Annotated in this window: 19 protein-coding genes and 1 pseudogene; 12 read left to right on the top strand and 8 right to left on the bottom strand. The window is 68.9% G+C overall.

From position 1 onward, the window contains the following. Positions 1-129: 129 nt before the first annotated feature. Positions 130-1,788 carry a sensor histidine kinase gene (locus QUC20_RS10345; RefSeq protein ID WP_396652176.1) on the bottom strand — a complete coding sequence of 553 codons (1,659 nt, stop codon included), beginning with the start codon at positions 1,786-1,788 and terminating at the stop codon, positions 130-132. A gap of 142 nt (positions 1,789-1,930) precedes the next feature. Further along, on the bottom strand, positions 1,931-2,623 hold the full coding sequence (locus tag QUC20_RS10340; RefSeq protein ID WP_023954791.1) for a response regulator transcription factor: 693 nt from the start codon (positions 2,621-2,623) through the stop codon (positions 1,931-1,933). 88 nt (positions 2,624-2,711) lie between these two features. Between QUC20_RS10340 and QUC20_RS10335 the strand changes: the two genes are divergently transcribed. Further along, positions 2,712-3,716 (top strand): CPBP family intramembrane glutamic endopeptidase, encoded by a 1,005-nt coding sequence (locus tag QUC20_RS10335; RefSeq protein WP_120265031.1) that lies wholly within the window; start codon positions 2,712-2,714, stop codon positions 3,714-3,716. Between the two features lie 24 nt (positions 3,717-3,740). Here QUC20_RS10335 and QUC20_RS10330 read toward each other — a convergent pair whose 3' ends face one another. The 3 genes from QUC20_RS10330 to QUC20_RS10320 are packed head-to-tail and all read right to left on the bottom strand — an operon-like array spanning position 3,741 to position 7,449. Beyond that, positions 3,741-5,384, bottom strand: coding sequence for a DNA repair helicase XPB (locus QUC20_RS10330; protein ID WP_120265032.1), 1,644 nt, complete (start codon positions 5,382-5,384; stop codon positions 3,741-3,743). A 60-nt stretch (positions 5,385-5,444) separates the two neighbouring features. Next, positions 5,445-7,172, bottom strand: a complete 1,728-nt coding sequence (locus QUC20_RS10325; protein ID WP_289329813.1) for a helicase-associated domain-containing protein — start codon at positions 7,170-7,172, stop codon at positions 5,445-5,447. A 1-nt stretch (position 7,173) separates the two neighbouring features. After that, the gene (locus QUC20_RS10320; RefSeq protein WP_120265034.1) at positions 7,174-7,449 is read right to left on the bottom strand and encodes a multidrug ABC transporter ATPase; all 276 of its coding nucleotides are present in this window, start codon (positions 7,447-7,449) and stop codon (positions 7,174-7,176) included. Positions 7,450-7,561: 112 nt separating this feature from the next. Here QUC20_RS10320 and QUC20_RS10315 point away from each other — a divergent pair, with 112 nt between their 5' ends. Then, positions 7,562-7,945: a cold-shock protein gene (locus QUC20_RS10315; protein ID WP_023954781.1), complete on the top strand. Its 384-nt coding sequence runs from the start codon at positions 7,562-7,564 to the stop codon at positions 7,943-7,945. Further along, positions 7,929-8,591, top strand: a complete 663-nt coding sequence (locus QUC20_RS10310; RefSeq protein ID WP_289329812.1) for a DUF3027 domain-containing protein — start codon at positions 7,929-7,931, stop codon at positions 8,589-8,591. Before QUC20_RS10315 ends, QUC20_RS10310 begins: the two co-directional genes overlap by 17 nt. A gap of 76 nt (positions 8,592-8,667) precedes the next feature. Here QUC20_RS10310 and serC read toward each other — a convergent pair whose 3' ends face one another. Continuing rightward, entirely contained in the window at positions 8,668-9,780 is a 1,113-nt protein-coding gene (gene serC, locus QUC20_RS10305) for a phosphoserine transaminase (protein ID WP_289329811.1), read from the bottom strand. Positions 9,781-9,904: 124 nt separating this feature from the next. On the opposite strand from serC, the gene QUC20_RS10300 reads away from it, so the two are divergent. The 3 genes from QUC20_RS10300 to QUC20_RS10290 all read left to right on the top strand — a co-directional run bounded on the left by QUC20_RS10300 (position 9,905) and on the right by QUC20_RS10290 (position 12,553). Next, complete coding sequence (locus QUC20_RS10300; RefSeq protein WP_289329810.1) at positions 9,905-10,603, top strand: iron-dependent transcriptional repressor DtxR; 699 nt, start codon at positions 9,905-9,907, stop codon at positions 10,601-10,603. 262 nt (positions 10,604-10,865) lie between these two features. Next, the gene (locus tag QUC20_RS10295) at positions 10,866-11,741 is read left to right on the top strand and encodes a M23 family metallopeptidase (RefSeq protein ID WP_289329809.1); all 876 of its coding nucleotides are present in this window, start codon (positions 10,866-10,868) and stop codon (positions 11,739-11,741) included. Positions 11,742-12,055: 314 nt separating this feature from the next. Then, positions 12,056-12,553: an HNH endonuclease gene (locus QUC20_RS10290; protein WP_120265052.1), complete on the top strand. Its 498-nt coding sequence runs from the start codon at positions 12,056-12,058 to the stop codon at positions 12,551-12,553. Between the two features lie 16 nt (positions 12,554-12,569). Here QUC20_RS10290 and QUC20_RS10285 read toward each other — a convergent pair whose 3' ends face one another. After that, complete coding sequence (locus QUC20_RS10285) at positions 12,570-13,220, bottom strand: TetR/AcrR family transcriptional regulator (protein ID WP_120265053.1); 651 nt, start codon at positions 13,218-13,220, stop codon at positions 12,570-12,572. 67 nt (positions 13,221-13,287) lie between these two features. Between QUC20_RS10285 and QUC20_RS10280 the strand changes: the two genes are divergently transcribed. After that, on the top strand, positions 13,288-14,211 hold the full coding sequence (locus QUC20_RS10280; RefSeq protein ID WP_120265054.1) for an ABC transporter ATP-binding protein: 924 nt from the start codon (positions 13,288-13,290) through the stop codon (positions 14,209-14,211). 1 nt (position 14,212) lies between these two features. After that, on the top strand, positions 14,213-14,968 hold the full coding sequence (locus tag QUC20_RS10275) for an ABC transporter permease (protein ID WP_289329808.1): 756 nt from the start codon (positions 14,213-14,215) through the stop codon (positions 14,966-14,968). A gap of 23 nt (positions 14,969-14,991) precedes the next feature. On the opposite strand, the gene QUC20_RS10270 is transcribed toward QUC20_RS10275, so the two are convergent. After that, positions 14,992-15,546 (bottom strand): CGNR zinc finger domain-containing protein, encoded by a 555-nt coding sequence (locus tag QUC20_RS10270; protein WP_120265056.1) that lies wholly within the window; start codon positions 15,544-15,546, stop codon positions 14,992-14,994. 140 nt (positions 15,547-15,686) lie between these two features. Between QUC20_RS10270 and QUC20_RS10265 the strand changes: the two genes are divergently transcribed. The 4 genes and pseudogenes from QUC20_RS10265 to imuA' all read left to right on the top strand — a co-directional run bounded on the left by QUC20_RS10265 (position 15,687) and on the right by imuA' (position 19,420). Further along, positions 15,687-16,835, top strand: a complete 1,149-nt coding sequence (locus QUC20_RS10265; RefSeq protein WP_289329807.1) for an epoxide hydrolase family protein — start codon at positions 15,687-15,689, stop codon at positions 16,833-16,835. Between the two features lie 31 nt (positions 16,836-16,866). Continuing rightward, a complete protein-coding gene (locus tag QUC20_RS10260; RefSeq protein WP_289329806.1) occupies positions 16,867-17,403 on the top strand; it encodes a hypothetical protein in 537 nt (178 codons plus the stop codon). An 86-nt stretch (positions 17,404-17,489) separates the two neighbouring features. Then, positions 17,490-18,086, top strand: a pseudogene (locus QUC20_RS10255) (diacylglycerol/lipid kinase family protein); the annotation flags it as partial. 632 nt (positions 18,087-18,718) lie between these two features. Further along, on the top strand, positions 18,719-19,420 hold the full coding sequence (imuA', locus tag QUC20_RS10250; RefSeq protein ID WP_289331512.1) for a DnaE2-dependent mutagenesis accessory factor ImuA': 702 nt from the start codon (positions 18,719-18,721) through the stop codon (positions 19,418-19,420).

Here is a 19,420-nt window from a genome sequence, read left to right as displayed (position 1 = left end):
CGCTCCTTGCGTCGTGCGGTGGGATGCCGAAACGCTATGTCGTGGGTGCCGGGCCGCGCTCGCGCGCGTGGGCGATCGGGGACAGGGCTGAGCCCGACGCGGCGGGGGAGAAACCCCGCGGAGCTCGGCTCAGCGCTCGTCGCGCAGACGCGGCAAAGGCTGCGTCTCGATCCACAGGTGCTCGGCTGCCTCGCGGCGATCTGCGAGAGGGAAGGCGACGCGGAACGTCGCCCCGCCGCCGGGCGTGCCCTGGACGTCGATCGAGCCGTGCAGCGCTTCCACGATCGAGGCCACGATCGACAGGCCGAGACCTGAGCCGCCGGTCTCACGCGTGCGCGAGGTGTCGGCCCGCCAGAACCGCTGGAAGATCTTCTCGCGCAGCGGCTCGGGGATGCCTTCCCCGTGGTCGATCACCGAGATCCACCCCATGCGGGCGTCACGATCCAGGCCCACCGCGATCTCGATGGGGGTGCCCTCCGGGCTGTAGCGTCGCGCGTTGCCGATCAGGTTCGCGACGACCTGGCGGATGCGGTTCTCGTCGCCGAGCACCACGGGCACCAGGGGCGGTTCGGCCGGTTGCAGCAGCGGCTTCGTGTCGGAGGTGGTGTCGGCGGCGGTGCCCGCTGACGCGGCATCCGTCCTCCGCGACGTCGGAGCCGTGTCGCCTCCCGAACGGGTGGAACGCTCGTCTTTGGGGCGTCGCCGCAAGCGTGAGAGCGTCTGGCCGGTGCGGTTGCGGGCGCCGCCCGGACGCTTGGTCGTCGATCCTGCTCCCGTGTTCGTCGGCACCTCGACCGTGAGGGTCTCGTCGGAGAACTCGATCACCGAGACCTCGCGCTCGGGTGCTGCGGCCCGCGTGTCGAGCGCGGCATCGCGGGCGATCGGACGCAGATCGACGGGCTTGATGACGAGGTCGCGTCGTTCGTCGAGACGCGCGAGGGCCAGGAGGTCTTCGACGAGGCCGCTCATGCGAACGGCCTCCTTCTCGATGCGCTCCATCGACTGCGCGGTGTGCTCCGCATCGGTGATCGCGCCCATGCGGTAGAGCTCCGCGTAGCCGCGGACGGTCACGAGCGGAGTGCGCAGCTCGTGGCTGGCGTCGCCGATGAAGCGGCGCATCTGCTGCACGGTCGCGTCGCGCTGCGCGAGCGCGGTGTCGATACGGTCGAGCATCGCGTTGATGGCGATCTTCAGGCGCCCGACCTCGGTGCCGGGCGAGATGTCGCCCATGCGCTGACTCAGGTCGCCCGCCGCGATCGTCATCGCCGTCTCCTCGACCTGGCCGAGGCTGCGGAAGGTCAGGGTGACCAGCCACCGGGTGCCGAGCGCGCCGGCGAGGAGGATCAGCGCGGCGATCACCGTGTAGATGCTGATGAAGTTGGCGACCGTCTGCGTGACCGAGGTCAGTGGCAGGGCGACCAGCTGGGTGTAGCTCTCACGCGAACCCTCGGGCTGGAGCACGTCGACGCTCGCGTGGAAGGTGCCGTTGCCCTGGCGGGCGGGGAGCTCGAAGGGCTCCGTGCCCTTGACGACCGTCCGGTCGAGGGGGAACGAGGCGGGCAGGTCGGGGCGCACCGATTCGGGTCCGCCCGCGACCGACAGCAGCTCTCCCTCGGCGCTGTAGATCGCGACGACGAAGTTGGTCGGCGCCGGCGCCGCCTTCCCCTCGAAGAGGGCGATGCCGTCCTCGACGGTGACGTCCATGACGGTGCTCGCCAGATCGGTCGGAGCCAGCGACCGCAGGCTGCCGTCGAGGGCCGCGACCTGCGCGTTGCGGAGGAAGATCATCGTGCCCACGCCCGCGGCGATCAGCCCCATCGCGAGCAGCGTGACGATGACCCCCGTCACCTTGGTGCGCAGGCTGATGCCGCGCCACCAGCGGGTGACGCCGTCGTTCGCGGAATCGCTCAGGCGTCTGCGCTCCCGCGGATCAGGCCGACTTGTCGGCCTTGAGCATGTACCCGAAGCCGCGCTTGGTCTGGATGAGCGGCTCGGAGGAGTGCGGATCGATCTTGCGGCGCAGGTACGAGATGTAGCTCTCGACGATGCCGGCGTCGCCGTTGAAGTCGTACTCCCACACGTGGTCGAGGATCTGCGCCTTGCTGAGCACCCGGTTCGGGTTGAGCATCAGGTAGCGCAGCAGCTTGAACTCGGTGGGCGACAGATCGATCGACACGTCGCCGACCTGGACATCGTGGGTGTCCTGGTCCATCGTCAGCTCGCCGGCGCGGATGATCGACTCCTCGTCGGCCTGCATCGTGCGGCGAAGGATGGCCTGGATACGAGCGACGATCTCGTCGAGGCTGAACGGCTTCGTGACGTAGTCGTCACCCCCGGCGTTGAGGCCCTCGATCTTGTCCTCGGTCTCGTCCTTGGCGGTGAGGAAGAGGATCGGCGCGGTGTATCCCGCCCCGCGGAGCCGTTTGGTGACGCTGAAGCCGTTCATGTCGGGCAGCATCACATCGAGCACGATCAGATCGGGCTCCTCCTCGAGCACCGCCGAGATCGTCTGCGCGCCGTTGCCGACGGCGCGGACCTGGTATCCGGCGAACTTCAGCCCGGTGATCAGCAGGTCACGGATGTTCGGTTCGTCGTCCACGACGAGAATGCGCGGTGCTGTCATAGGCCCATACTGGCACCGGATCCCATCGGTTTGCTGGATATCGCGCGGCAGTGGGTCGACCTGGTAGAGGTCGGGAGAGGATGGAAGCATGCCGCGTCCGATCGATTCCGACCGTCTCGCATTCCACAGACTCGTCTTCGCGCGCCGTCGTTCCGGCTGGTGGACGCCGCTCGCGGTGGGTGCTCTCGGCATCATCCTGTTCCTGCTCATGGTGCTCGTCGTCTCGCTCGCCGCGATCCTCGTCGCGTTGTCGAACGACGACGCGGCACGGGCGCTGAACCGCGTGCTCGACGATCCCGGGGCGCTGGATGTCACGAATCCGCTGTCGCTGCTGATCGGTCTCGGCTCGGTCGCGTTGCTGCTGCCCGCCTACCTGCTCGCCTCTCTGATCGTCAACGGGCGTCGCCTCGGATTCGTCTCCGCCGTGTTCGGCCGACTGCGATGGCGCTGGCTGCTCGTGTGCTCCGGGCTCGGCGTCGCCGTCGCGCTCGTCGTCACCCTCGTGACCGCGCTGCTGCCCGCCGAGGATCCCGGGGCACAGCTCACGCCCCCGACGGGCGGCGCCCTGTGGCTGAGTCTGCTCGTGGTCGTCCTCGTCGTGCCGGTCCAAGCCACCGCGGAAGAGTACGTCTTCCGCGGCTACCTGATGCAGTCGATCGGGCGGTGGCTGCGGCATCCGCTCTTCGCGATCCTGCTCCCGGTACCCCTGTTCGTCATCGGGCACCTGTACGACCCGGTCGGCCAGGCGGGCGTGGCGCTCTTCGCGATCGCGGCGGGTTGGCTCACCTGGCGCACCGGAGGATTGGAGGCGGCCATCGCGGTGCACATCGTCAACAACCTGCTGGCCTTCGTGACCGGGATCGTGGCGGGGTCCGACCCCTCGGCGACGGATGTCGGCTGGGTGAGCTTCGCGACGTCGGTCCTGCTGCTCGGGGGGTACTGTCTCGCCGTCGAGTACGTGCTTCGGCGGCGCCCGATCGCGCGCACATACGCGATGCCGCGGACGCCGATGCCGGCGCCGATCCCCATGCCCACGCCGACGGCGACCGTTCCGCTTCCCGGCGAGCCGACGCCCGAGCTCACCAAGCCCTGACGCAGCCCGCCGGCGGCGGTGCGCTCAGGCTGCCTCGAGCTTCTCGGCGTCGAGGATCGTGTAGCTGTATCCCTGTTCGGCGAGGAAGCGCTGCCGGTTCTGCGCGAAGTCCTGGTCGACGGTGTCGCGCGCGATGAGGGTGTAGAAGCTCGCCGTGTGGCCGTTCGACTTCGGTCGCAGCAGGCGTCCGAGACGCTGCGCCTCTTCTTGGCGCGAGCCGAACGAGCCCGAGACCTGGATGGCGACGGAGGCGTCGGGCAGGTCGATCGAGAAGTTCGCGACCTTCGAGACGATCAGCACGGGGACCTCGCCCGTCCGGAACGCGTCGTACAGCTCCTCGCGCTCATCGACGGGAGTCGACCCCGTGATCTTCGGTGCCCCGAGCGCCTCCGCGAGCACATCGATCTGATCGAGGTACTGCCCGATCACCAGGATCTGCTCGCCCGCGTGCTTCGCGACGAGGTCTCGGACGACCCCGATCTTCGCGTGCGCGGTCGCCGCCAGACGGTACCGCTCGTCATCGGCCGAGGCGGCGTACTCGAGGCGGTCGGATGCCGGGAGGTCGACGCGCACCTCGTAGCAGACGGCGGGGGAGATGAAGCCCTGGGCCTCGATCTCCTTCCAAGGCGCGTCGAATCGCTTGGGTCCGATGAGGCTGAACACGTCGCCTTCGCGGCCGTCCTCGCGAACGAGGGTCGCGGTCAGGCCGAGGCGGCGTCGCGCCTGAAGATCGGCGGTCAGCTTGAACACGGGAGCGGGGAGCAGATGCACCTCGTCGTACACGACCAGGCCCCAGTCGAGAGCGTCGAGGAGCGCGAGGTGGGCGTACTCGCCCTTCCGCTTCGCCGTGAGGATCTGGTAGGTCGCGATCGTGACCGGCTTGACCTCCTTCGACTGACCGGAGTACTCGCCGATCTCTTCCGGGGTCAGGCTCGTGCGCTTGAGCAGCTCGTTGCGCCACTGCCGTGCGCTGACGGTGTTGGTCACGAGGATGAGCGTCGTCGTCTTGGTGTCGGCCATCGCCGCGGCGCCCACGAGCGTCTTGCCCGCGCCGCAGGGGAGCACGACGACGCCCGAACCGCCCTCGGTGAAGATGTCGACGGCTTTGCGCTGGTAGGGCCGCAGGCTCCACCCGTCTTCGTGCAGCTCGATCTCGTGGGGCGTGCCGGGGGTGAAACCGGCGAGGTCTTCGGCGGGCCATCCGATCTTCAGCAGCTCCTGCTTGATCTGACCGCGCGCCCAGGCATCGATGATGTAGGTCTCCGGGGTGGGGTGGCCCAGCAGCAGCGGCTGGATCCGCTTGTTGCGGGTGACCTCCGCCAAGACGGCCGCGTCGTGCGAGCGCAGCACGAGCGTTCCCTCGTCATCACGTTCGATCACGAGACGTCCGTAGCGCGTCACCGTCTCACGGATGTCGGTCGACACCGAGGGCGGCACCGGGAAGCGCGACCACCGGTCGAGCGTGGCGAGCATGTCTTCGGCGTCGTGCCCGGCCGCACGTGCGTTCCACAGGCCGAGCCGCGTGATGCGGTAGGTGTGGATGTGCTCGGGTGCACGCTCGAGCTCGGCGAAGATCGCGAGCTCGTGGCGTGCGTCCTCTGCGTTCGGGTGGGCGACCTCGAGCAGCACGGTGCGGTCGCTCTGGACGATCAGGGGGCCATCAGCCATAACGAGCAATCGTACCGGTGCTGAGCGGACATCGGCCTGCGCGCCGAGCGTCGGCGATGCTCAGGCCAGACGTGCCGACACGATGCTCGACACCGGGAGGGTGCGCTCCACGTCCGACGCGCGGTCGCGCCCGCGCAGGCGGCCGCCGCCGAGACCCGTCGCCTCGAGCACGAAGTCGCGCGTCGTCCCGTCGGGCAGGCGCACGCTGACCTCGATCACCGCGCGCGCCTTCACCGCCTGCTCGAGCTCGCGCCCCAGCCACGCCGCATCCGCGTCGTCGGAGGAGTGCGCGCCGCGGATGCGGTCGATCAGCGTGCGGTACGACGCGTCCTCGGAGCGGGCCGTCGCGACCTCGGACGAGTCGGTCAGACGGGCCCGGTCGAGGATCCGCACCGCTCCGTCGTCGTCGACCGCGGCGACGGGATAGCGGGCATCGCTCAGCATCCAGAAGACGGCGTCGACGGAGCTGCGGCTGATGAGCCGGTCACCATCACGCACGAGTCCGAGGGGACGGAGCGCCTGATCCACCGCGAGCGTGTCGAGTGCGCTCCGATCGGATGCGGTGACCTGCGTCCGACCGGTCGCGTCGGTCCCCACGCGCAGCCGGCCCTGGCGCTGCGCGGCGCGTTCGAGCTCGTACGCCAACGGCTGAGGCAGGCCCGTGAGCGAGATGGTCGTGAGGAACTCGGCGAGGGATGCCGCATCCTCGCCTGCGGCCAGCGCCGCTCCGATCGACTCGGCGGAGAAACGATAGGTCGAGGCCTGTGCACGTGACTCGCGGCGTGCCGCCCGGCGCAGCCGCGCGTCGATCGCCGGTTCGAGGGGGCCCGGCGCGATGGCGGTGAGGTCGTTCTGGAGGAAGATGCGGTCTACCTCGCCCGGCAGGTTCTGCTGGAGGGCAGCCCGGTCGACATCGCCGCCGTCGGCCATGGCCGTCGCCCACGCGGCCGGCCGACCCGAGGCGTCGATGATCGCCCAGAACCGCCACTGCGCAGCCAGACGCTCGGCACGTGCCGGCCACTGCGGGTCGAGCGGGTACGCGTGATGCCATTCCGTCAGCGGCTGCCAGCCGCCGCTCGTCGTGCGCAGAGCTGCGGGGAGCGCGTCACGCAGGTGTGACGCGGTCTCGACCCACCGATCGACCGATCCGCGCAGGAGCCACGCGCTGCCCTCGGTCGTCACGCGCCATTCTCGGTCGACCGGACCCAGCAGACCTGCGTCGAGACCGATGCCGATCACGAGGTCGACCGTCGCCGCATCCGGCACCGCTCCGGCCTCGATCAGGCGGCGACGATCACCCGCGCCGAGGGTTCCCGCCCCGGTGCGTCCCAGCGGTGACGGCTGGGTCAACGACAGGACGTCGGCGAGCGACGAGAGCGCGGTGAACGCTCGCTCCGCCAGCTGCGCGTCGTCTTCGCGAGACGCGTCAGCGACGAGCGGGGCGGCGGCGTCGGGTCGAGAGAGGTCGCGCCATGCTGATGCGGCGCCGGCGTAGGGCAGCCCGTCGGGGGAGACGAGCCCGAGGTGAAGAAGTTCCTCGCGCGCCGCGCCCGGGGGCACCGGCGCGTCCGACGCCACGGCCTCGTCCATGGCGGCGACGAGCGGTCGCGACAGCAGCGGAGCGGCCTTCGCGACCGCGGCGGGATCGAGCAGGGCCTCGGCGGCGTCGAAGAAATCGGCCCAGGCGGCATCGGCCCCGACGCGACGGCGACGCAGAAGTGCCGTCAGGGCGTCGTCGTCGACCGTGGCGAGCCAGGTCGCGAGGGCACGAGCGTCGACGGGAGACACGTCACCGGCCCTTGTTGGCCCGGCTCCGTCGGATGAAGGTCATGATGAGCACCGTCAGCAGCAGGGCGAATGCGATCGGCGGAGCGATCCACACGATCGCGCTGACCGTCGGCCAGGCTCCCGAACCGAAGTCCGCCTGTTCGAGGCCGGTCGCGGTGCCGATGATGATGGCGAAGAAGCAGACGATCGCCAGGACCAGCAGCCCCAGCGACATGAACGCGAGGATGCGGTCTATACGGCGGACCGGGAGGTCGTCGCTCGGGCTGCGCGTGCTCATCCGCATCAGCGTAGCGCTTCGCGGCGGTGCCGTAGGCTGGTTACCGGGGCTCACACGGCCCCGGCATTCCGTTCTGCCCGCGAAACGCGGTCCGTGACAGCGAGGTACGCACATGCCCACCGGCAAGGTCAGGTTCTACGACGACGAGAAGGGGTTCGGCTTCATCTCCTCCGATGACGGCCAGGACGTCTTCCTGCACGCCACGGCACTCCCGGCGGGCACCGAGTCGCTCAAGCCGGGCACGCGCCTCGAGTTCGGCGTCGCCGACGGCAAACGCGGCCTGCAGGCGCTGGCCGTTCGCGTGCTCGAGGCTCCCGTGAGCCTGAGCAAGCGCAACCGCAAGCCCGCCGACGACATGGCGATCATCGTCGAGGACCTGGTGAAGCTCCTCGACGGCATCGGCGCCGATCTCCGTCGCGGCCGATACCCCAGCTCGGGTCACGGCAAGAAGATCGCCGCGGTGCTGCGCAAGGTCGCCGATGACCTCGACGCCTGAGTCTCCCGACGTCTCGACGTCGGACGAGCCCACGGCCCCCGAGGCGGTGACCGTCGACGAGCGACTGCTCGCCGCGCATGATCTGGCACGCGCGGCGCTCGCCGAGATCACCCCCGCCTCGACGATCGGCGACCCGGTCGACTACGTCATCGAGGCCGACGGCGTCGTCTCGCTGCGCTTCGCCAACCGTCTCGCCGGCTACCCCGGATGGCTCTGGACGGTCAGCGTCGCGGCGGTCGACGGCGCCGAGCCCACCGTGCTCGAGGTCGAACTGCTGCCCGCGGCGGGTGCACTGCTGGCCCCCGATTGGGTGCCGTGGGCCGTGCGGCTCGCCGACTACCAGGCGGCTCAGGCCGCCGCCGATGAGGACGAGTCCGAGTCCGACGACCTCGACGATGACGACGCGGCCGAGCTCGACGACGCCGATGACATCGACGATGAAGACGACGACGAGGTGGACGAGGACGACTTCGCCGACGGCAGCACTGCGGTCACCCACGCGGGCGATGTCGACGGCGTCGACATCGATGCTCTCGACGACGCCGCTCTCGACGACGACCTTTCGGACGCCGACTCCGACGACGAAGACGCCGAGGACGACGAGGACGAGGAGTCGGATCACGACGAATCGCTCTGGGAGCGCTGACCGCTCTCACGCACCTGACGACGGAGGGATGCCGCGCGATGCGGCATCCCTCCGTCGTTTCAGTGGCGCGAGGCGGTCAGAGGCGCTCGATGGTGTAGTCGATGCACTTGATGAGCTGACGCACATCGTCGGGCTCGATCGACACGAACGTCGCGATGCGCAGCTGGTTGCGGCCGAGCTTGCGGTACGGCTCGGTGTCGACGATGCCGTTGCCGCGGAGGCTCTTCGCGACGGCCGCTGCGTCGACGGTGTCGTCGAAGTCGATCGTGACCACGACGGGGGAGCGGTCGGCGGGGTCGGCCACGAACGGGGTCGCGTGCTCCGAGGCCTCGGCCCAGTCGTACAGCGCGGACGAGGACTCGGCGGTGCGGTCGGCCGCCCACTGGAGGCCGCCGTTGCTGTGGATCCACTCGAGCTGCTTGTCGAGCAGGTACAGCGTCGCGACGGCCGGAGTGTTGAGCGTCTGGTTGAGACGGGAGTTGTCGAGCGCGTTCTTGAGGCTCAGGAACTCGGGGATGTAGCGGCCGGAGGCGGCGACGCGCTCGATCCGCTCGATCGCTGCGGGAGAGACCGCGGCGAACCAGATGCCGCCGTCGGAGCCGAGGTTCTTCTGCGGAGCGAAGTAGTAGACGTCGCACTGCGAGACCGAGAAATCGATGCCGCCGGCCGCGCTCGTCGCGTCGATGACGGTGAGTGCGCCGTCGTCGCCGACGACACGGCGCACCGGGGCGGCGACACCGGTCGAGGTCTCGTTGTGCGGCCAGGCGTAGACGTCGATGCCTTCGACGGGCTCCGCCGCGATGCTCGACCCGGGTTCGGCCTTGCGGATGTCGGGTGCCTGCAGCCACGGGGCTGACGCCGCCGCACCGAACTTGCCGCCGAACTCGCCGAAGACGAGGTTCTGGCTGCGGTTCTCGATGAGGCCGAAGGCCGCGGCATCCCAGAACGCCGTCGATCCGCCGTTGCCGAGGATGATCTCGTACCCGTTGGGGAGTCGGAGCAGGTCCGACAGGCCCGATCGGACCTGACCGACGAGGCTCTTCACCGGCGACTGGCGGTGCGACGTGCCGAGCAGGATCGAGCCGGGGCCCGACAGGGCGGCGACCTGCTCGGGGCGGATCTTGGCGGGGCCGCAGCCGAAGCGGCCGTCGCGGGGGAGGATGTCTCGGGGCAGGGTGACGTGCGCCATGAGCCGATTCTAGGGGCGGCGCCCGGTCCCGCCGTGCCACGGGCCGGAGGTAAGGGCAGCCTCGGATGTCCTCGCCAGCGGATAGGCTGGGATCCTCTCGACCACGCGCACGACAAGGGCTGTGATGACCGATCTCATCGACACGACAGAGATGTATCTGCGTACCATCCTCGAGCTCGAGGAAGAGGCGATCGTCCCCCTGCGCGCCCGCATCTCCGAGCGCCTCGGGCACTCCGGCCCCACCGTCTCGCAGACGGTCGGCCGCATGGAGCGCGACGGCCTGGTCGTCGTCTCGGAAGACCGGTCGCTCGAGCTGACCGACAGCGGTCGCCAGAAGGCGGTCGACGTCATGCGCAAGCACCGTCTCGCCGAGCGCCTGCTCAGCGACGTCATCGGTCTCGACTGGGCCTACGTGCACGAAGAGGCCTGCCGCTGGGAGCACGTGATGAGCGAGCTCGTCGAGCGTCGCCTCATCGAGCTGCTCGGTCACCCCACCGAGTCGCCCTACGGCAACCCGATCCCCGGTCTCGACCAGCTCGGAGACGTGCCCGCGCGTACGTTCGACGACGGTGTGGTCGGCCTCGTCCGCCTGCTGAACGAGACCGGCGGTCCGATCGCCGGCACCGTGCGTCGCCTGGCCGAGCCGGCGCAGGTCGATCCCGAATTGCTTCAGCAGCTGCGGGCGGCGGGCGTCGTCCCCGGTCGCGACGGCACGTTCCAGTTCTCCGAGGGGTACGTGCTCGTGCAGATGGACGGCATCGACGAGGGGCTCGAGCTTCCGGTCGAGGTCGCGTCGCACATCTTCCTCACGCGCCGCGACTGAGGTCGCCTCCCCGCCGCCCGACCCTGAGCGTCGGGTGGGGATGGGAGTGACGGCGTGACTTATTCGTTACCTTCCGGTAGCCTCGAGAAGTCTTCAGGCGAGAAGCCCGCCCGAGACCGCTGCGTGGATTGCCTCTTCGGCTCGTCGTCTCCGCGGTGACACCCGAACGTCGCGTGGACCTACACGCAGTATCGACGAGCCAGCGCAGGTCATCGCGCAGAGGCGCCGGAGGACTGATTTGGCTGAAAACAACGATTCGTCGGTGGACGTACCCGAGGTCGACGCGACGAATCCCGACCGTTCCGGTCGCGCTCTGCGTGGCCGCCGCTTCCCGCTGGCGAAGAAGCAATCGCGGGGAGTCGCGACCGTCGAAAATCGCGCTGCCCGCCGCCGTAATCGCCGGGTGCACCCCGTGCGCAGTACCTTCACGGTCGCGGCCGTGGTGGGTCTCGTCGCCACCGTCGCCATCCCGGCTTTCGCCGCTGTGCGCGGCACGTCGGCCGACGCGATGACGCTGCAGCAGGTCGCCGCCGACAACGCGCAGTCGATCGTCGTCGCGTCCGAGGTGGGCCCCGCCTCCCTCGACCGCAGCGGGTTCACCGCGACCACGCCCGAGGAGATCCAGAAGAAGAAGGACGAGGAGGCTGCCGCCAAGGCCGCCGCCGAGGCCCTCGCGAACCGCATCTCGGCGAGCAGCTCGACCGCGTCGTCCTCGTACGGCGAGCCCATTCCGCTCGTCGCTCCGGGTTCAGGCCTCGTGCGTCGTCCGCTGATGTCGTTCAACAACTTCGGCACCCCGTATGCCGGCCACCGCGGCACCGACTACATGGCCGACCGCGGCACCCCGATCTACTCGGTCGCCGACGGCACGGTCGTCGCGTCGAGCGAGAGCGGACCGGGTTGGGGCGTGTACGTCAAGGTCGCCCACAACATCAACGGCACCAACGTCACGAGCCTCTACGCCCACATGGACTGGGGCACCCGCGCGGTGCAGGTCGGCGACACCGTCTCTGCGGGTCAGCTGCTCGGCCAGGTCGGCGACACGGGGCGCGCGTTCGGCACGCACCTGCATCTCGAGATCGTGGTCGACGGCGCGTACGTCAACGCCGAGTCATGGCTCGTCGCGAACGCGGGCTGACGACACGCATCATCCGTTCATCTTCCGTCGACCTTTCCGGGGTCGAGGGTGTATTACCCTGAACGCGACGCTCGCGCACGCCGAGGGGGAGCTGATGGGACCAGTACCGGGCATTCGAACCGTGAATGCGATCGGTCGCTACGTCCTGCGGCATCGTGTGCACCACTGCGGCCTCGGCCGTGAATCAAGGCGCTGTCTTCATGACGGCGCCTTTTTTCGTGCTCGCACCCTCGCGGGACCTGCCCGCACGGCATGCGCGACGTCGGTCATCGAACATCCGCTGAAGCCGTCAGGGCAGTTCGTGAGGACAGGAAATGCGCACTCTGGTACTGAATGCCGGGTATGAGCCACTCGCTGTGGTGTCGTTCCGTCGGGCCCTCCTCCTGGTGTTGAACGACAAGGCGACGATCGTCGAGCACGTCGTCCACGACCCCGTTCTCGGGATCGACGGGACGTACGAGCGCCCGGCGGTGATCGTCCTGACCCGGTATGTCCGTATCCCGAATGCGCGCCGAGTGCCGGTGACGCGACGCGGGGTGCTCCGTCGCGATGCACACCGATGCGCCTACTGCGGAAAGGCGGCATCGACTATCGATCACGTCATGCCTCGTTCGCGCGGCGGTAGCAACTCGTGGGAGAACCTCGTCGCCTGCTGCCTGCGGTGCAACAACCTCAAGAGCGATCACACGCCGCAGGAGATGGGATGGGAGCTGCGGTGGTCGCCGAAGCCGCCGCGCGGACCGCAGTGGACGGTGCGCGGAACGGAGCGATCCGATCCGCGGTGGGAGCCCTACCTGTCGCTCGCGGCCTGATCGTCGCTGTGCGCTGCTACTCCGGTTGTCGGCCGTAGGCGCGCAGGAACGCGTCGGCGCCATCGGTCATGATCTGCCGAACCCGTTCGGTGTCGGTCCGGCGGCGAGCCGGTTCGTTGAGAACTCGGAGCGTCGTGAGGGCATGAAAATGCTCGGCGGCGAGCCCCGGGTCGTCGAGGTCGAGCAGGCCCGCGGTCGCGAAGTGAGCGAAGCGCTCGGCGAGGACGTCGGCGTGCGCTCGGTCCAGAGGGTGGTCCTCGAGCTCGGGCAGGAGTGACTCGTTCTCCGAGATCAGCTTGATCGCGGCAGCGTAGTTCGTCGACGTGGCGAGGAAGCCCCCGAGTTCGGCCGCGAATGCGCTCACGGCCCGGTGCAGACCGCCGTGCGCTTCGAGCGCGATGGCGTCGGGCAGGTGCTTCTCGGCCAGCTCGCGAAGGGTGCTCACGGCTGTCTCGCCCGCGTTCTCGACCACTCCGAGCAGGAGCCTCCGCTTGTCGCCGTAGTAGTCGTAGACGGTGCGCTTGGACACGCCTGCGCGTGCGGAGACCGCATCCATACTCGATCGCTCGACGCCTACCTCGACGAAAAGCTCTCGCGCCGCCGTCAGTATCGCGGAGCGTTTCTGCTCTTGGCCTTGCCGGACCGGGCTCGCATCGATCATCGTCATCCATCTCCTCGCCCCAAATCTACACCGATCGGTGCAGTGGTACACCACACGGTGTAGTGTATCTGCCGTGCACAAGACAACCGAGTTATCTCTCCAAGCTCACGATCTCGTCAAGCGATACGGAACCGTCACCGCTGTCGACGGTCTCTCGTTCCAGGTGCGCCCCGGGCTGGTGACGGGCTTTCTCGGACCGAACGGAGCGGGCAAGTCCACCACCCTCCGCATGTTCCTCGGCTTGGACAAACCCACGAGCGGCGCCGCGACCGTGAACGGGCGTCGCATGCACGAGTTACCCCATCCGACGCGGGTGATCGGCGCCATGCTCGATGCACGTGCCGTCCACCCGCGGCGTACGGCCGTGGATCATCTGGCGTCCGTCGCGCGCGCCGGGGGCGTGCCGCGGGGGCGGATCGGGGAGGTCTTGGAGTTGGTGGGCCTGGCCGACGCGGGCGGCCGGCCGGCCGGCGACTTCTCCCTGGGGATGAAGCAACGGCTGGGGATCGCTACCGCGTTGATCGGCGACCCCGGCATCGTCATCTTCGACGAACCCCTCAACGGCCTCGACCCCGAAGGCATCCGCTGGGCTCGATCCCTGATGCGCGAGCTTGCTGCGGAAGGCCGATTGGTGCTGTTCTCGAGCCACCTGATGGGTGAGATGCAACTCACCGCGGACCGCCTCATCGTCATCAACCGCGGTCGCCTGCTCGCAGACCAGGCCCTGGACGACTTCATCGCCTCGCACACGAACGAGCATGTTCGCGTGCGCACCCCGGATGTCGCGGTCCTGCGTGATGCGCTCATGCGAGCCGGCTTTCTGGTGCGGGCAGACGCCGATCGCACCGACGTCCTCATCGTCGCGGGGGTGACGACGGAGAGCGTCGGCCGCATCGCCGCCGCTTCCGACGCCGAGGTGTTCGAGCTCACCCTGGTTCGGGATTCGCTCGAAGACGCGTTTCTCGCCATGACCACGACCGAGCAGAAGGCCGCCTGACATGAACCTCTTCGCTTCCGAATGGATCAAAGCCCGCAGTGTCCACAGCACCTGGATTCTCGCTGCCTCGGCGGTCGTCGTGACGGTGATGGTCAGCCTGCTGGGGGTAAGCGGGCTCGTGGCCGATTGGCAGGCCGCGCTCCCTTCCGATTTCGACCCCACCGGTATCAGCTTCAAGGGAATCCTGGTCGGTCAGATCCTCCTCGCGACCATCGGATCGCAGGCCATCACCAGTGAATACGGCTCGGGCCAGATCATTACGAGCCTCGCCATCGTGCCCCGGCGCGGAGCCCTGCTGGCTTCGAAGCTCGGAGTCTCGGCGCTCATCGGCGTGGTCGTGGCCGTCGCGGCGGTGGCAGGCAGCTTCGGTGCCACGCAGGCCGCGCTCGCGGCGGCCAGTCTGCCCGTGTCGGCGCTCGATGACCCTGACACCGTTCGGGCCATCGTCTGTGCGATCGTTTACCTCGTCCTGACGGCCGTCCTCGGCCTCGGGTTCGGCATCATCACCCGAAGCTCTTCCGGTGCGCTCGCGATCATCGTGACCGTCGCGCTTCTCGTGCCCGCCCTCGCCCCGGGGATGCCCGGGGTCATCGGCGAGTTCGCGGGTACTTATTGGCCCACGACGGCCGGGCAGGCCTCTTATGAGGTGTCGACGACGAGCGGGATGCCGCCGCTGGCGGGACTCGGGATCATGGCGATCTTCACCCTGTGGACGACACTCGCCGCTCTCGTCGTCCTCAGAGCGCGTGACGTGTGACGTCGGTACGGACGTCGTCCCGCTTATGCGTGCTTCGCGCGTAAGCGGGCTTTCTTCGCGTGGTTTCCGCACGTGTTCATGTCGCACCACCGCCGAGTGCGGCTCCTGCTGGCGTCGAAGAATGCCGCACGACAGGTCGGTGAGGCGCACAGAGCGAGCGCGCCGGGCCGTGCGCCGGAGATGATGTCCACCGCATCCGCGGCGATGACCCCCAGCGCGGCGTCGACCGTCGCGCGGGAACCGAGGTGCCAGCGCCGTTCGCCGGCCCCGGTCAGCACCGGGTTCGCCGTGCCTCGTGCACTGAACTCGTTGATCAGTGCCACCGCGTCGGGCGGCAACGTCGCATCCTGAGCGCGCGCTGTCGCGGCCGCATGGATCGCCTCGCGCAGGACGTATGCCCGGTCGAGGTCCGACGCCGAGCATCGCGCGACCGCCAGATCGAACTCGTCGAACCAGGCCTGCAGTCGAGCTGGTGTCGGAATGCGCTCGACTCTGGCGCCATGCCGCTCGGTCAGCGTGCCCGTGAAGCTCGTCGCCAGCACCGAGCCGATCCGGAATTCGGGAAAGTCGTCCGACATGGCACCACCATAGCTGGTTCCATTGATTCCGCGTCTCTGGTAGAACCGGCTATGGCGGTTCGCACCTGCGTGCTGCGACGAATGGAGTGAACATGACCGCTTCCCACCCGTCAGAGTCGGTATCGCCGTTCACTCCTCAGGTGACGAATGCCGAGCTCGACGACCTGCGTGCGCGGCTGGGCGCGACCCGCCTGCCCGAGCGCGAGACCACTCGCGCCGACGCCCGCGGGCAGGATCGCTGGGCCCAGGGCCCACCACTGGCCGATGTCGCCGCCCTCGTCGAGTACTGGCGGACAGCCTACGACTGGCGCCCGTTCGAGCGGCGTCTTGCCGAGATCGGTCAGTTCCGCACGGTCGTCGATGGTCTCGGCATCCACTTCCTGCACCGACGGTCATCGCGCCCCGATGCGGTACCGCTGATCATGACGCACGGCTGGCCGGGCAGTGTCGCCGAGTTCGTCGACGTGATCGATGACCTCGCAGAGCCGAACGATCCGACGCTGCCGGCCTTCCATGTCGTGGCGCCGTCTCTGCCGGGCTACGGCCACTCCGACAAGCCCGACGAACCCGGATGGGGCACCGAACGGATCGCCGCAGCATGGGTGCAACTCATGGCTCGCCTGGGCTACGACCGGTTCTTGGCGCACGGCGGCGACTGGGGCGGCCCCATCACGATCGCGCTCGCCGGACGGTTTCCGAGCCACGTGATCGGGATGCACACGACCACACCGCAAAGTCTGCCGGGCCTCAGCATCGATGGTCTCGACGCGACCGAGCGGCGGTGGGTCGCCGAGACGCACGCATTCGAAGAGAACCGACTCGCCTACGCGAAGGTCATGGCGACGTCGCCGCAGACCATCGGCTACGCGCTGGTCGACTCTCCGGTGGGCTTGCTCGCGTGGATACTCGAGAAGTTCTCCGAGTGGACGGACACGGTCGACACCCCTTTCGAGAGCATCACGCGCGACCGGCTGCTCGACAACGTGACGCTCTACTGGCTGACGCGCACAGGTGCGTCAGCGGCGCGCATCTACTTCGAGAGCCACCAGTCGCTCGACCCCCACCTCCGTGTCGACGTGCCGGCCGCTCTCACGACGTATCCCCACGACATCGAGAAGCACCCCCGTCCGTGGGCGGCGCAGCGCTTCCGAGACATCGTCCGGTGGCGAGAAGCGGAGCGCGGCGGGCACTTCCCGTCGCTCGAGATGCCCGGCGCCTTCGTCACCGATCTGCGGCAGGGGCTCGCCGCCGTGCTCGCGAAGGCCGGAGATGCGGTCGGCAACCTGTGAGCCTCACATCTGGGAGGCGTAACGTCCGGTCATGAGCGCATATTCACACCACGAAGCTCCTTCCACCCACAATCTCGGCCTCGATTCCGTGTTGGTGGGGTCGCTTCCCGCCGGCTTGATGACCGACGACCCGCCCGCGCGGTACACCGTGGAGGCGGTGTTCACCCGGCGTCCGGGTAAAGAGGAGGTCCGAGACGTTCTCGGCGAGTCCACGCGCGAGCTCCTGGCGCATTCCGGTTATCCCGATGTCGAGCTGACTGTCTCGGACCGGCGTCTGGAGATCCACAACACGACGCTGGAGGAGCTACGCGACGGCCTCGCGGAGCTGATCGCGTTGAGACTGGCGGAGATCAGCGAACGGATCCGAAGCGAGAAGGAGGCATCGGACGACAGCGCACGCACGTTCGCGGCACGGGAGCTGGAGCGGGCTGCGGCGGTTGCGACCCTGGCGGAGACGGTGGTTTTCACCGCGCCGAGGGTCGAGGGTGACGCGGCTCGGCAGCGTGCCGAGGCGTACCGCGCGCAGATCGAGGGGTGGTCCGCCGTCGGGGGCGGCGTCTCTCGGTGAGTCAGGATTCGGGGAGGAGCGCACCCCACGCGGCGGTGGTCTTCCATCCCGGTAAAGCAGACGTCGAACGGCTTCGCCAGATCGCTATGGCTCATGAGCGCGCGGCGGGTTGGGCACCGACACGGTGGTATCCGACCCAACCGGAGGACTCCGGGCGTGGAGCCGCTCAGGATGCCGTGGACGACAAGCCGGCCGTGGTGCTGGTCGCGGGCGGCGATGGGACGGTCCGTGCCGCGGCGGGGGTCCTGCAGGGCACCGGCGTGCCCATCGCGCTCATCCCCGCCGGGACGGGGAACCTCCTCGCCCGCGAACTGGGCGTCGCTCTCGCTGATCTCGATACGGCGGTGTCGGCGGCCTTCTCCGGGTGCGAGCGGCGCATCGATGTGGCTGTCGCCGATCTCAGCGACTCCGACGGCGAGTGGACCTCGCACGCTTTCGTCGTGATGGCGGGGATCGGGCTCGATGCGGACATGGCTGCCAACACGAATGCTCGTGCGAAGAAGCATCTCGGGTGGCTCGCGTACGTCTCGCCGATCGCGCGATCCGTCCTTGCCAACCGGCTGTTCCGCATCGACTACCGGATCGACGGGAGTCGGTCGCGCACCGCGCGGGCGCACACCGTCATCGTCGGCAATTGCGGAACGCTCGCCGGAAACATGCTGCTCATTCCGCGGGCGAGCATCGATGACGGGTTCTTGGATGTGGTGATGATGCGACCACGTGGCCGGCTCGGATGGGCCGGGATCGGTTCCCGTCTGACGCTGCAAGGAGCCGCGCGGCGATCGCGCTTCACCCGCCGTATCCTTGCTCGGGCTCCGGAGCTCCACTCGCTCGCCTATGCACGGGGTCGGGTATTCGAGGCCACGTTCGAGGTTCCGCGTGTGGTGCAGCTCGACGGTGACAGCTTCGGTCACGTCAGTGCTGCGCGCATCACCGTCCGTCCTGGCGCGCTCCTGATCCGTGTGTGCAAACGGGACCCTGAAACCGCTCCGGTGTCAGGGGCGGCGCCCCGCACGCTGTCGGATGATCCCGAACACGAGGGTCCCGATGGTCAACACGACGCCGATGATTCCCAGCCAGAGCAGCCCCTCGAACGCGAACCCCACGATCGACAGCACCACCCACACGATGATCAAGATCACGAGTACTGTCCACATGCTTGTGACCATACGCCTCGCCAGCCGCGGGGGATACGGGTAGCAGCGGCAGCAGGCCTCACACCGACGCGGAGCGGATGTCGGAAGTCGGTCGTATCTTCGATCTCGACATTGATGGTCTAGAACATATGTTCTACCCTTGCTGAGTGAGGTCGATCATGCGCAATCCTGCTGCCGCCGAGGACGTGCAGCGACTGCGCGCGCAGATGGAGCGGATGCAGGGGCGCCGCCTCGACGCTCCGGTGCTGCCGACTCATCCTGCTCTGACCGGACTGCTGCCCGGGCGGGGGCTGCGGCCCGGCGCCGCCTACTCGCTCGGCTCGTCGTCCTCGCTGCTGTTCGCGCTGCTCGCACAGCCGTCGCAGACCGGCTCGTGGTGCGGCGTGGTCGGGATGCCGGGCTTCGGCGCCGAGGCGGCGGAGCACGCCGGGGTCGATCTGTCGCGTGTGGTGCTGATCCCCGACCCGGGCGCACGCTGGCTCGCCGTCACCGCGACGATCGCCGATGTGCTGCCCATCGTCGCCGTGCGCCCGCCCGAACGGGCGAAGGACTCCGACATCGCCAAGCTCGCCGGCCGGCTGCGCGACCGAGGAACGGTGCTGCTCGTGCAGGGGCCGTGGCCGCAGACCGAGGCGATGCTCGACGTCGCCGATCCGCGGTGGTCGGGGTTGGGCGACGGCGATGGTTACCTCAGCGACCGCGAGCTGACGGTCACCGTGTCGAGCCGGCGGTTCCCGGTGCCCCGGTCGGCGCGAATGCTGCTGCCCGCGCCCGATGGCGCGATCTCGGCTGCTCCGCACGAGCGGGCTCTCGCGGGCGGCCCGGTCGTCGAGCCGATCCCGATGCGACGGGCGGTCTGA

Origin of the sequence: Microbacterium arborescens, from assembly GCF_030369635.1 — a bacterium.
Taxonomy (GTDB): domain Bacteria; phylum Actinomycetota; class Actinomycetes; order Actinomycetales; family Microbacteriaceae; genus Microbacterium.
This window is presented reverse-complemented; position numbering and strand designations above follow the sequence as displayed.